Genomic DNA, 13,707 nt, shown 5'->3' on the forward strand with positions numbered 1-13,707 from the left:
CTGAGCCAGGGCCTGATCCTTCACGTTGCAATGTGGCTGTTAAAAGTTAGCTCGGATCACAAATGCCAGACGACGGTCTGATTTAAACCATGAACGTCCGGCTTCCTGACCTTCATTATTTAACACCATAATGGTTTCAGACTGTGAGTTTGTCAGGTTGGTACCTTGCAGGCCCACCGTCACATTCTCATTCCAGTTGTAGAAAATGGAACCGTCTAACTGACCGATGTCGTTATAAAAAAGCGGTGCTTTAGAGATAACGTCACGGGTGGTCAGCAGATAACGCGAGCGCCAGTTATAAGCCAGTCGCGCACTCCAGCCATTCTTTTCGTACATGGCAACCAGATTGGCAGTATGTTTGGACTGGCCCTGCAGCGGCACATTGTCGAGGCTGACCCGGATCCCGGTATCGGTAAAGTCATCACCCAGCCAGCTTTCATCTTCTACGTCGACCTCATTATTTGGCACGCCGGAAGCGTCGATGTAGGTGTAGGTAGCCTGTATACCCAGTCCGTCCCAGGGCGCTGGTAACATGTCGTAGAATTGCTGATAGGCGATTTCTACGCCGTCCATTTTGCCTTTGCCGCCGTTGGTGGTGGCATTTACCAGCGCCGACTGCACCTGACCGGTGGTTGGGTTAGTGTATTCCTGTACGGCTGCACCCTGAATAAAGTAGTTCTTCAGGTCTTTGTGGAAGTAGGTCACACTTAGTTGGCCGACTTCGGCGAAATACCATTCCAGGGCTAAATCGTACTGGGTAGACTCCATTGGTTTCAGGTATGGGTTACCCCCAGAACCTGTCCAGGCCGGCACATAGGCAGACTGAATCAGATTTGAACCTGGTTCAGGCGGATTTTCCGGATCCGGATTAGTAATGGGACGAACAGCCTGAATTGACTCAGTGCCGAGCGTAGCCCGGTTACGGATTTCTGACATATCCGGCAGCGCAACCGCTTTGGAGAAAGCAAATCTCGTGACCAGGTCATCGGCGACTTCAACCTTCAGATTGAAACTGGGCAATAACATATCGAAGTCGGTTTCTGCGGCGAGTCGCTCTTCAGCATCATTACCAAAGTTCCGTTCGGCAGTAGACAAATAGTTACGCTGTTCGCCGATCCATCGGTTCTCTTCGGCCTCGAGGGCCTCTTCGATATCGGCGTAGTTGCCGGCACTGATCTGGTCATTCAGCCAGTTGGTCACGATTTCAGCCGTTAAAGGTGCACCTTGTAAGTCTTCCGGTGGTGGGAAGTCAGGTACTAAATCAGGGAAAGTAATCGCGCCAATGGCTTCACGGTCAAGTTGAACATAACGCAAACCGACGTTACCACTGTAGCGCAGTTCACCGGTGCCCTCGAAATTAACCCGTACATAAACCGCCTTATTCTCTTCAGTCGTGACGTTGACCTCGCCGGGCGTAAAGATACCGTATTTGTCATCGACGCCGGCGCGATCAGGATAAGGCTCCCAAGAACCACCTGCCGACATATACGGACGCGCACCTGCAATAATTGAACGTACGTAAGCTTCGGTAGCGTGAATGGTTTGATTGCCTGGAATATTAGCTATGCCGCCACCGTGGAAATCAGACCAGTCTACCAGTTCAAAATTACTGCTATCCACCGGAATGGTATCAAGCCAGCCAGCCGGTGCTGCACTGCTAAATTCAGGTGCCAAGGCCCCCCAGTTCCAGCTGGTTGAGCGCACGGTTTGTTCCCGTTTGGCGTAGCGCACGCCAGATTGAACAGAAGTGAAAATGCCGTCACTGTCGAGGTGATAAGTTGCATCCAGACGCGTGGCGAAAGAGTCACCCTCTGAACGTTCCCAGTGATCCATGGCACTGCGTAGAAAATAAGACGTAGGATCCTGGAAGTAGTTGCTGTCGCCAGCCGGGTCGCCGGTGAAGCCTGGATAATTCCCTTCGGCATAAACGTCGGGGTTTGCATCCCGGTAACCGAAGTAGGGCTCGATCAGGGTCATGGTAGGTGTGCTGCCGGTTACGTCATAAGCCTGACCGGCAAAAGCGGCAGTATGAACCACCACATCGTCGTCGCGGGTTTTGGCTTTGATGTACTGTACATCAGCTTCCAGTTCCAGCGCATCAGTGGCCATCCACTCAAGGTTAAACGACAGATCCTCAACCAGGGTATCGGTCTGTTTGACACGCGAATCAAACTGGTAAGGATAGCCAAATTGCGGGCGCCCGCCGCTTTCCCATGAGCGGATTACCCGGTCGTTATTGCCGTCGGCGGCGCGCCAGCCGTCAACACCCTGCACCATGGTGCCGGAGCCAAACAGGCCATTGTCATCGAATTCAAACTCGGTGCCTTCCAGCGCACGTGTGCGGCGGTTATCTATACCGTAGTAGCCGCCCTGATATTTTACAGCCTGTTCGTGCCATGAAAGGGACGCATCGGAACGAATATACTGCATAGTGGCCAGCAGTGTTTCGTCTTCATTTTCCCACTGCAATGTGCTGGCGAAACCTTCCCGTTTACGATCATCAAACTTTTTCAACAGGTTCGATGCGTTTGGGATCCACACTGTACCGTTATTATCGCTCCCGGTAAAAGCTTCAGCACCCGCGAGTTCGCGAGCGTACACCTGTACGTAAGCGTCTGACTGAATACCGTGTGATTCACCGTACAGCTGAGAGTTAGCATAGTTGACTAAAAAACCAAGTTCGCCGTTACCATCGAGGTCATAACGGTCACTGTAAAGGCCGGAAAAAGTAGGACTGCCTTTTTCGGCTACATCACCGTAAGAATAATCACCACCAAAAGCAATGACCCGCTCTTCTGAGTCAAATGGCTTGCGGGTTCGCAGGCTTACTGTCCCACCAATACCGCCTTCAATCATGTCGGCGGTCTGATTCTTATAGATATCAACGCCACCCATTAACTCAGGCGAAACGTCCTGAAAAGAAAGGCCCCGACCACTATTAGCCGTGAAAGAGTCACGCCCGTTAAATTCACTTCGTGTCTGGGTCATGCCACGAATAATGGCGCCACTGCCCTCAACGCTAAAGTGGTCTGGGTCATCGGGGCCTGCAAAGCGTTCAATGGATACACCGGGTAACCGCTGAATGGCTTCAAGAACACTGCGATCTGGCAGGGTGCCGATGTCATCAGCGGTAATGGCATCCACTACCGTATCCGAATAACGTTTGAGGTTCTGTGCATTAAGGAGATTACCGCGGATCCCCTTAACTTCAATTTTTTCTACGACTTCTTCTTCGTTCGATGCCGCTTTTTCCTGATCATCCTGCTCCTGGGCATTCGCGCCATGCAGGGCAGAAAGGATCGTTAGTGCGACGAGGGATTTATTAAAGGTTGTAGCGTATCGGTTAGATTTGTGTGCCCGAATCCTAGCCATGTGTACTTCTCCGCTGAGATAGAATGGAGTTATTGTTACCCATTTACTTGGCTTTGAAGCTGACCGGCTGGTGACCGCTATTTTGAAAGCCAATTATGGTGGGAGAATACTCGTTGAAGCCGGCATAACTATCAATGGGATGTTAAAATATCACAATCTAAAAACCATATATCGCAACATCTAATTAACAAAAAGCCGTAAAGGTAATATCTAATAGTCTTATTTTATGGGATTTATCGACTTTGTTTGTACTATTCTAATGCAAATTTTATGAAGATGTGGGAGTAACAAAGGATTAACATTTGTTATCCCCCAACATACTTATTTTGTAAGGGTGAGCATTGCTGCCAGCGAATACACCAATGGGGCATTCCAGTTGATAGTGACTTCGTTGGTAGAGTAGCTACACCAGTTGTCTTTGTATGAAGTTGCGGGCAACGAAGCACTGTACTGACAGTTATCCTGCTGGCCGTTTTGGGCGCCGCCCACTAAAAAGCCCGGTACCGGCTCGGCAATGTCGTCGGCATGGGATTGGCGATGGTGGATAAAGCGTGGCGATGTTTCACCAAACCCGGTGACGTAGCTGTAGTCCACCGGATTTTTCCCCAGTACATAGTCCACAAGGCCGGTGAAGGTATGACGGTAGTCGGGGTTATTGCTCATCCGGTAGGCGCTGGCTAAAACCATAGCGTGGTTCATGGCAACGCCGTTACTGCCCCACACAAAATCGTTGGCAGTCATGGCTGTTCTGAATGGTGATGCCTGACTGGTTTCTACCAGTGCGTCAGCGTAGTCCAGAAAGCGCGTCTTTAACGCCTGGTAGCGCTCGGCGGGAAGAGCGTTTTGGCCTTGTTCAGAGAGTAATGAAAGATAAGCTAATCCCATAGTATCAGACCAGCCCGGAGTGGACGGGGAGCCCAGATAACGCTGCGCCTCAATAAGATAGTCCTGCTCGCCGGTGGTAACAAAAAGCTCACTGGCGGCCCAGGCAAATTCATCGTTAAACGATGAGTCGCCGTATTCCCCGGTTTTTACGATTTCTGCATTCTTATAGGCTACTTGTGGATTTTCCAGTGCCCACTGCCAGGCTTTTTTCGCTGCTGCCAGAAAATTGCTTTGCTGTTGCGGATACACTCTGGCGGCTGTTGCCATTACCGCTGCAAAATTGAGTGTCGCGGCGGTCCCCTTGGCCACCACATAACGCTGCTCTGTGGCCTCTGCCGGCATTACTGCCGGGGCAAAATTTAACGTGGTGAGCTTATGAAAAACCCCGCCGTCGCTGTCCTGCATGGTTAGCATCCAGTCGAGGTTCCAGCTGACTTCATCGAGTAAATCGGGCTGGTTGTTAGTGGACTCCGGGATATTCCAGCGCCGCTGTGCATAAAAATCCGGGAAGTCGAGGTATGCCCGCATCAGGGTATAGGTCGATATGCCTGAATTAACAATGTATTTATTGTAATCACCAGCGTCGTACCAGCCTTGGGGGCTTGCCAGGCTCACCTGCGGCTGGTTGAGGTTTATTACCTGGGTGTCCGGGTGACCGGCTTCGCGGTGCCATTTACCGGCAAAGGCCGGGTCCAGTGCCATGCCTGAACGATTGTAATAATACGCTTTAATCGCAGCGTCATGCAGGGCACTTACACGTTGGGCAGAAATCCTGAACGTGGTGTAGTCGTTGTCGCCAACAGACAGCCGGTAAAGGCCGGGAGTAGCAATACTGCTCACGTCTGCTATAGCCACGGTTTGATCTGCCAGTGGCCAGTAGTTCGGTGAACTGGTAGTGCCTTCCAGAATTACCTGACCGCTGGCGGTATTGGTTACCCGATAAGAAAGCGCTTGCGAAGTTGTTATTACGATATGCTTTTGCTGCTGCGGCAAAAAGCCAACCTGATTGGCATAGAATTCAACGGGCTGCGAACCGCTATCGGCGGTTGCGGAGCTGGCAGTGCTGCTTGTGCTGTTAACGCCCGTACAGGCTCCTATTGCGAAAACCAGTGATAAAGACATCGCCAGCTTGCTGAATGAATTTAGTTTAGTGCTCATATTTACTCCGGCCTGAAACAAAGATTAATCAGCATTGGTTGCGCTGGTGACGGCCATACTGAAAGCCGCTGCGGGAAGCCCGGTACTACTGAACAAACCGGGTTCGGGGTTATCAGCCCAGCCATAACGAACGTGAACCGGTTGACTGACCTTAGCGCTGGATAGAATCACCTTGTCGTTGCTAATGCGTACGTCAGCCCAGTAGTACTGGTTATCAGCGCCGGCAATAGCAAAGCTCTGCGTTAAGGGGGATGCTTCAGTCAGGCCCTCGCCGGTATGGCTAAAGTGCACAATGACTTTGTCGTTCTGTCGCTCTGCTGTAGTCGGTACTGGGCCCTGATAAGCAATGTCCTGGCCGTAGGCGATATTACGGGCAGCCAGTGCAAGCCGTTCTCCTACAGTAGCCTTATTGACCGGATGGATGTCGTTCCACTCTCCCACATCAAGGGTGACCACAGAAGCGGTGTTGTCAAGCGTTCCAACCTGGCGTTGCTGGTCTCGCAGAACTGCCCAGTTACTTTCAACCGGCTGAGCCCGGCGAGCCATAAAATTGGTTAGCTGAACAATAATGAAAGGCATGTCTGGCTGTTGCCACTGGCCACGCCAGTGATTAATCATAGCCGTGAGCCTGTCGGCGTAGTCATGGGGTGCGCCGCTGTTCGATTCGCCCTGATACCACAAGGCGCCTTTAATCGGAAACCGGGTCGCCGGCGCTATCATGGCGTTGTAGAGCCCCGTTGGCTGCCAGCGGATAAAGGTGGAACCTTTCAGACGGGGCATTTCGGCCGCAACCTTATAGTGCCATTCGCCAGCCAGTGGGTAACGCGCCTTGTCGGTGCCTAAAAAGTAAGCTTTATCCTGCACAAAACCGGTGGAGCCGCCGCCGGAAGTAATGCGAATAGCAATCACATTATCGCCCTTTTTAAGCATGTCCGGCGTAACATTGTAGCGCCGTGGAGGGTACTGATAACCTGTGCCGCCAACTTCATGGCCGTTGATATACGCCGTGTCGGCGTCAACAATGCGTCCTAATCGGAGTGTGACAGGCTCCGCGGGAACTTCGTCCAGGTGAATTGTTTTTCTGAGCCACCAAACACCAATAAAGCCTTCGCCGTTAGTTGGCAGATTGCCGGGCAGGGTGATTGATTGCCAGTCGCTGTCGTCGAGGCTCGGGTCATACCAGGTGGGATCAGACTGTAACCCTTTATCGGACTGATGGAGTTTTGCATACCAGGCATCTGAACGGGCTTTATCCTCTTTGCGGGTTTGCTCGTCGACTGCCGGATCGGCAAAGCGTTCACCGGCGGCAATTTTATCCGGATAGGGGGCTAGAATGTCTTTGTGCATCCAGGCCTCAATCGGCGAGCCGCCCAGCGACGCATTAACAATGCCTATGGGCACATTCTGATCAAGGTGGATCTGGCGGGCAAAGTAGTAAGCTACGGCTGACAGATGGCGAATGTTTTGCTGCGTGGCACTACGCCACTGACCGCCGCTGTAATCGTTGTTCTGGCCATCGAAACGATAGATATCGGGCACCGTGAACTCGCGAATAAGCGGAAAGTCGGCTTCGGCTACATCGAGCGGGTAGGCCTCTTCAACACGGGCCATGGTGAGCTCCATGTTTGACTGCCCGGAGGTGAGCCACACATCACCAAAGTACAGGTTATTAACGGTGAGGGTGTCGTTGCTTTTGATAACAAGCTGATGGGGGCCACCGGCGGGTTGGGCTGGCAACTCAAAGCGCCATTTGCCGTTGCTTGCGCTGGTTTCACCCAGCAGTTCGCCATTAAAGAAGATTTGAACCGGTGCTTTTGAGTCTGTGGTGCCGGTTAACGGAACAGGCTTATTGCGTTGTAACACCGCGTTGTCTGAAATAAGCCGGTGTAATGTGGTGGCAGCCCCTGCACATTGCGCGATAAGACAGGTACATAGCAAAAGTAACCGAATCAAATTATGTCTCCTTCAGAAACAAAAAAAGTGCAGAGGTTGTCTGCACTTTTTAAGTAAAAATAACGACTTAGCGGAAGATAACCTGGTTAACCTGGTTTTCCAGCAGTTCCTGACTGCCTGACACCTGTCTTGGGTTAAGCTGCTGCTCAGTGGTTAAGCCGGCCAGTGACTCCAGAGAGAAAGCACCGTTGAGGATTTTCTCGCCCAGCTCGCCGTTCCAGCCTGCGTAACGCTTGGCTTTCGCATCGGCAATAAAGTCGTTTTCAAGCATTGCTGCGGCTTTTTTCAGACCCAGAGCACAGGTATCCATACCACCAATATGGCCGTGGAACAGATCTGCCGCATCAATACTCTGACGGCGTAACTTGGTGTCGAAGTTAAAGCCACCTGAGGTGTAACCGCCGTTTTTGAGAATTTCGTAACAGATCAGTGTCATTTCTTCCACGCTGTTAGGGAACTGGTCAGTATCCCAGCCTAACTGTGCGTCACCGCGGTTGGCATCAATCGAACCGAACACACCCAGTGCAAATGCGGTGGCAATTTCGTGGTGGAAGGAATGGCCGGATAACGTTGCGTGGTTGGCTTCGATATTGACCGCGAACTCTTTTTCCAGGCCGAATTCTTTCAGGAAGCCATAAACGGTTGCCGTATCGTAATCGTACTGGTGTTTAGTTGGTTCCTGAGGTTTTGGCTCTATCAGCAGCAAACCGTCAAAACCGATTTTGTGTTTATGCTCCACTACCATATTCATAAAGCGGCCAAGCTGAGCACGCTCACGCTTGAGGTCGGTATTGAGCAGCGTTTCGTAACCCTCACGGCCACCCCACAGTACATAGTTAGCACCGCCAAGGGTTTTAGTGGCGTTCATGGCGTGAAATACCTGAGTTGCTGCGCGGGCAAAGATCTCCGGATCCGGATTGGTCGCTGCGCCTGACATATAACGCGGGTGACTGAAGACGTTAGCAGTGCCCCATAACAGTTTCATGCCGGTGGCTTCCTGTTTGGCCGCCAGTACTTCCGTCATTTCGCTGAAATTACGAATATAGTCGTTAACGCTGTCACCTTCTGGCGCTACGTCAACGTCGTGAAAACAGTAGTACGGTGCGCCGAGTTTGCTGAAAAACTCAAAGGCGACATCCGCTTTTTGTTTTGCCCGCTCCATAGCATCGCCTGGCTGTAACCAGGGACGGTCGAAGGTATTGCCACCAAACACATCGGCGCCATCCCAGCAGAAGTTGTGCCAGTAACAGGAAGCAAAGCGTAAATGCTCTTCCATGGTTTTGCCTAACACCACTTCTTTGGGGTTATAGTGTTTGAATGCCAGTGGGTTAGTGGACTCAGCACCTTCGTACTGGATTGGGCTGATGTCCTGGAAAAAATCCGCCATAGTTAACTCCTGAGTGGGCCGAATGGCCCGTTATTTTGATGATTGCTAATACTGTGCAATCGGCGTGTATTCGACAATTATGTAAACTTCATCGACTTTTGTGTTTTTTGTTAAAAATGTGAATGAAGTGAAAAGTATAGCTCGCGGAACTGCTGGCGCCGCTGATCGTAGTAGTTTTTAAGCGCAGAATCAGGCTCGTAGCTGGCAACCAGCTCTGGTACCGGGCAAATATCACTAACCGGTGTTTGTGGTGAAACACCCAGCTGTGCCAGCCTGGCTGCACCTAAAGCCGGCCCTACATCACCGCCTTTGCGATAATTCATGGCAATGCCGCTGACATCGGCCAGCAACTGACGCCAGTAAGTGCTTTTAACTCCGCCGCCAATCAGACTAATCCCGTCTACCTGGATGCCACAGCCGTGCACCGCGTCGATACCGTCGGCCAACGCCATAGAGACGCCCTGCACCACAGCCTGGGCCATATGCGCCCGCGTAGTGGAAGCGGTTAATCCAAAAAAGCCAGCTTTGGCGTTGGGATTGTTATGTGGTGTGCGTTCGCCGGTTAAATAAGGCAAAAAGAACGGCGTATTCGGATCATCCGGCCGGGTATTGTTAACCACGTCGTCAAACAATTCGGCAACGGAGCTGTAACCAGAGTTTTTGGCAAACCAGTCAAGGCAGCTGGCTGCGCTAAGCATTACCGACATCAGGTGCCAGCGGTGTCCTACGGCATGACAAAAGCTGTGTACCGCCGATTCCGGATCGCTGCGGTAATCATTGGTCACCGCAAAATAAACCCCGGAGGTGCCGAGCGACAGCATGGCCTGGCCGGCATCAACAATGCCACAGCCTACTGCTCCTGCTGCATTATCGCCGGCGCCTGCCACTACCGGAACAGCATTCATGCCCCAGCGTTTGGCTGTCTCAGCTGTAAGGTAACCGGTGATCTCGTTACCTTCATAGAGCTTTGGCATGTGCTTCTCACTTAAACCACAGGCCATCAGCATGGATTTGCTCCAGCTACGCTCACCGGTGTTCAGCCAGCTTGTACCGGCCGAATCTGACATGTCAGACGCAAACTCACCGGTGAGTTTATAGCGCAGGTAGTCTTTCGGTAGCAGGACCTTATCCACCTGTTTAAAAATGTCCGGCTCGTTTTCTTTTACCCACAATAATTTGGGAGCAGTAAATCCCGGCATCACCAGGTTACCAGTGATTACCCGTGCTTTTGTTACAGTGCTTTCCAGCGTTCGGCACTGCTCTTCACTGCGACCGTCATTCCATAATATCGCCGGGCGTAACACCCGGCCCGCTTTATCCAGTAGGGTAGCGCCGTGCATTTGCCCTGCCAGACCCAGCGCCTTAACAACCGATAAGTTGTTACGCTGCTTTAATTCATCCAGTGTTGCACAGGTTGCTGTCCACCAATCCTCTGGATTTTGTTCAGACCACAGCGGTTGCGGTATGGCTACCGTTAATGAAGAAGACGCTGAGTCCACCACTTTACCGCTTTCATCGGTCAAAATGGTTTTGACACCTGATGTGCCAAGATCAATACCAATATACATAGTTACTCTCACCGGAAAGATTAGGCGCTTATGCTGATTGCGAAATCACTAAATCGCAATTACGAAAATTTGTTACTTTTTTGTTAATTCGAACAAGGTGTATTAGTATGCTCCGAAACAAGAAATATCGTAAAAAAAAGTTATTTAATTTAAATAAAGTGGTTAATTGGTATACAGCTTTCGGGCAAAACAATAATCACTATGGGCACAATCGGCTAGCACGGAGCAGTTCATGTTTGAGAATAAACACAGTATTACGCTTTTATTTAATGCCAATAAAATTTATGACCGACGCATTATTGCGGGTGTAGGTGACTACCTGCAAACCTCAAAGGTTGACTGGGATCTGTATCTGGAAGAAGACTTTATGGCGCGACTCGACCATTTGGATGAATGGAGTGGTGACGGCATTATCGCCGATTATGATAACCCGGAAATTCAGGCTGCTCTGCATAAGGCCAATGTACCGGTGGTGGGCATAGGCGGCTCTTACGAGAATCCGGCCGATTATCCCGATGTGCCTTATGTTGCAACCGATAACTACGCCCTCATCCAGGCTGCCTTTGAGCACCTCAGACAAAAAGGTATCCAGCGCTTTGCCTTTTATGGTGCTCCGGTGAATGAGCATCATCGCTGGGCTCAGGAACGTGAAAATGCGGTATTAGAGATCACCCGTTCACAGGGTTACGAGTGTCATGTTTACCGTGGACACCCGGTACGACCCGAAACCTGGCAATACACAACCAAGCGTCTGGCCGACTGGCTGAGAAGCTTGCCTACACCGGTGGGGATTATTGCGGTTACCGACTCGCGAGCTCGCCACTTACTGCAGGTGTGTGACCATATCGGTATGCTTATACCGGATAAGATGTCGGTAATTGGTATAGACGATGATGAACTGGCCCGTTATCTGAGCCGGGTGAGCCTGAGCTCAGTGCGTCAGGGGTGTTTTGAAATGGGGGTGCAGGCGGCTAAAACCCTGCACCGGATCCTTAAAGGCCATAATAAGCCACGTAAACCTGTGCTTATCCCGCCTGAATGTGTTGCTGAGCGTCAGTCTACCGACTTTAAAGCCATCAGCGATCCACACGTAATGCAGGCCATGCATTATATCCGGCAGAACGCCTGCCGTGGTATTAAGGTGGATCAGGTACTCGACTACGTAGGGGTCTCCCGTTCAAACCTTGAACACCGATTTAAAGAAGAACGTGGCCACAGTATTCACAATGAGATCCACAACGAAAAACTAAGCCGTGCCTGTAAAATGCTGGAGAATTCTGACGAAGCAACCTCACAGATTGCCAAGATCTGCGGTTATCCTTCGCTGCAATATATGTATGCGGTATTCAAGAAGCACTTTGATCAAACGCCCAAGGAATATCGTGACGCCCGGCGCGATAGCGAAGAACAGGACCTGTCTTTAAAGGCCTCCTGAAAGTGAAAGCAGGAAGCAGGTTTGAGTAATATCACCTGCTTCCGCAAGTTTTACTACTGATCTTTCCCACACTGCGAACCTCTATTTTTATCAGGGGCTTAGCCCAGTTCGGCTGGTCTCTGCCCAGACTTTGTTTATTTACATTTGGTTCACAAAAAACGCAATTCTGGTTGAGATTTTTCATAACGCCAACGCGTTGAAGCCTTGCTGGCTTTAACGTTAAATGCCAGTCACATTAGTACACAGAGAATGTTTATGAAGCAGCGTGTTATTCTATCGTTACTGACAGGTTTGTTGATGACCGGGTGTAATTCTCCTGGGTCCTCAGGGTCTGCACAGCAGGCAGCGGCTAAGCCAGAGGCGATGTCTGCAGAAGTGACCTTTGACTGGTTTAAGTATGCTACGCCGAATAACCGCCCCACGGCACCCGCCGGCGAATTTGCCAACCCGGTTTTGCCTGGCTTCTATCCTGATCCGTCGATTACAAAAAAAGGAGAAGACTACTACCTGACTACGTCTTCTTTTAGTTATACCCCCGGTTTGCCGATTCTGCGCAGTAAGAATCTAACCGACTGGGAACTCGTGGGGTATGCGCTGGATCGCGAAGCGCAAATGGAATTCTCCGGTTCGCGTATATCGCGTGGCATTTTTGCGCCGACCATTCGCTACCATGATGGCCTGTTTTATATCATTACCACCGCAATAGACAATGGCGGTAACTTCATTATTACTGCCAGCGATCCGGCTGGACCCTGGTCTGAACCCATCTGGTTACAGGAAGTCGGTGGTATCGACCCGGACATCTTCTTCGATGACGATGGCCGTGTGTACATCACTCATAATGAAGCCCCTCCTGGCGAACCTTTGTATAACGGCCACCGGGCAATCTGGATGTGGGAGTACGATCCCGCCGCTCAGAAGGTGTTACCCGACAGCCGTAAACTGCTGGTGAATGGCGGTGTAGATATCAGCCAGGAGCCGATCTGGATTGAAGCGCCGCATATCTACAAAGTGAACGACTGGTATTACTTATCCTGTGCCGAGGGTGGCACCGGGCCACAACACTCCCAGGTGGTATTCCGCACACGTTCTCTGGATGAGCCTTTTATTCCTTATGAAAATAATCCGATTCTGACCCAGCGGGATCTTAGCTGGCCGCGACCCAATCCGGTGGATACTGCAGGTCACGCCGATATGATTCAGACTGACGCCGGTGAGTGGTGGGCAGTATTTCTGGGCACCCGGCCTTATGAGAACTTCCTGTATAATACCGGTCGGGATACTTTTTTACTGCCCGTGGAGTGGCGTAACGAATGGCCGCATATACTACCGGCAAAAACGCCTATCCCACCTACTAGTCCGCGTCCGGCCGGTTTAAGCAAACAGCAGGGGACCGACTTTTATGATTGGTCAGATGAATTCAACGGCAACCAGCTCAGCGTGCGATGGCAAACGCCGAGGGATTTCGATCGCCATTGGGTAAGTATAGAAAATGGTGTACTGGCCATGTCGCCACTGGAAAACCCGCTGTATACCAAAGAGATGGTTAGTTATGTGGGTTCCCACCAGGCTGCAGCATCGTTTGCGGCCAGCACCGAAGTGACCATAGCCAAAGCCTCAACTGCAGAGGCCGGTCTGGCGGCTTTTCAAAGTGCCGCCTACCACTATTTTCTTGGGGTACGTGGTGAACAAGGTCACTATGAGGCGTTTGTTGAACAGGTGGTTGACGGCAAGGTAACCACCGTTGCCCGCCGGGCGCTGACAACCGAAGTAGGTGAACCTGTAAAAGTGAAAGTGCACGGCGAGGGAGCATTAATCGAATTTGCTGTTGAACAGAAAGGTGAGTGGCTGGCGGTTGGCGAACCGCAGGATGCTACCTGGCTGAGTACACAAAAAGCGGGTGGCTTTGTTGGCACCACTATTGGCCCGCACGCCAGAAAATAATCAGA

7 protein-coding genes are annotated in these 13,707 nt (G+C 51.2%); 2 read left to right on the top strand and 5 right to left on the bottom strand.

The window, feature by feature from the left end; genetic code table 11:
* Positions 1-39: 39 nt before the first annotated feature.
* The 5 genes from D9T21_RS01895 to xylB form a co-directional block, all read right to left on the bottom strand.
* Positions 40-3,372, bottom strand: coding sequence for a TonB-dependent receptor (locus tag D9T21_RS01895; protein WP_123323470.1), 3,333 nt, complete (start codon positions 3,370-3,372; stop codon positions 40-42).
* Positions 3,373-3,693: 321 nt separating this feature from the next.
* Positions 3,694-5,415 carry a glycoside hydrolase family 9 protein gene (locus D9T21_RS01900; protein WP_123323471.1) on the bottom strand — a complete coding sequence of 574 codons (1,722 nt, stop codon included), beginning with the start codon at positions 5,413-5,415 and terminating at the stop codon, positions 3,694-3,696.
* A gap of 24 nt (positions 5,416-5,439) precedes the next feature.
* On the bottom strand, positions 5,440-7,368 hold the full coding sequence (locus D9T21_RS01905; RefSeq protein WP_123323472.1) for a sialate O-acetylesterase: 1,929 nt from the start codon (positions 7,366-7,368) through the stop codon (positions 5,440-5,442).
* A 67-nt stretch (positions 7,369-7,435) separates the two neighbouring features.
* Positions 7,436-8,755, bottom strand: coding sequence for a xylose isomerase (gene xylA / locus D9T21_RS01910; protein ID WP_123323473.1), 1,320 nt, complete (start codon positions 8,753-8,755; stop codon positions 7,436-7,438).
* A 110-nt stretch (positions 8,756-8,865) separates the two neighbouring features.
* Positions 8,866-10,323, bottom strand: coding sequence for a xylulokinase (gene xylB, locus D9T21_RS01915; RefSeq protein ID WP_123323474.1), 1,458 nt, complete (start codon positions 10,321-10,323; stop codon positions 8,866-8,868).
* Between the two features lie 232 nt (positions 10,324-10,555).
* On the opposite strand from xylB, the gene D9T21_RS01920 reads away from it, so the two are divergent.
* Together D9T21_RS01920 and D9T21_RS01925 are read left to right on the top strand one after the other, a co-directional pair.
* Positions 10,556-11,758 carry a XylR family transcriptional regulator gene (locus D9T21_RS01920; protein ID WP_123323475.1) on the top strand — a complete coding sequence of 401 codons (1,203 nt, stop codon included), beginning with the start codon at positions 10,556-10,558 and terminating at the stop codon, positions 11,756-11,758.
* Between the two features lie 255 nt (positions 11,759-12,013).
* Positions 12,014-13,702 (top strand): glycoside hydrolase family 43 protein, encoded by a 1,689-nt coding sequence (locus D9T21_RS01925; protein ID WP_123323476.1) that lies wholly within the window; start codon positions 12,014-12,016, stop codon positions 13,700-13,702.
* Positions 13,703-13,707 lie beyond the last annotated feature (5 nt).

The sequence above is a fragment of the Marisediminitalea oceani genome, from assembly GCF_003731635.1.
Taxonomy (GTDB): domain Bacteria; phylum Pseudomonadota; class Gammaproteobacteria; order Enterobacterales; family Alteromonadaceae; genus Alteromonas; species Alteromonas oceani.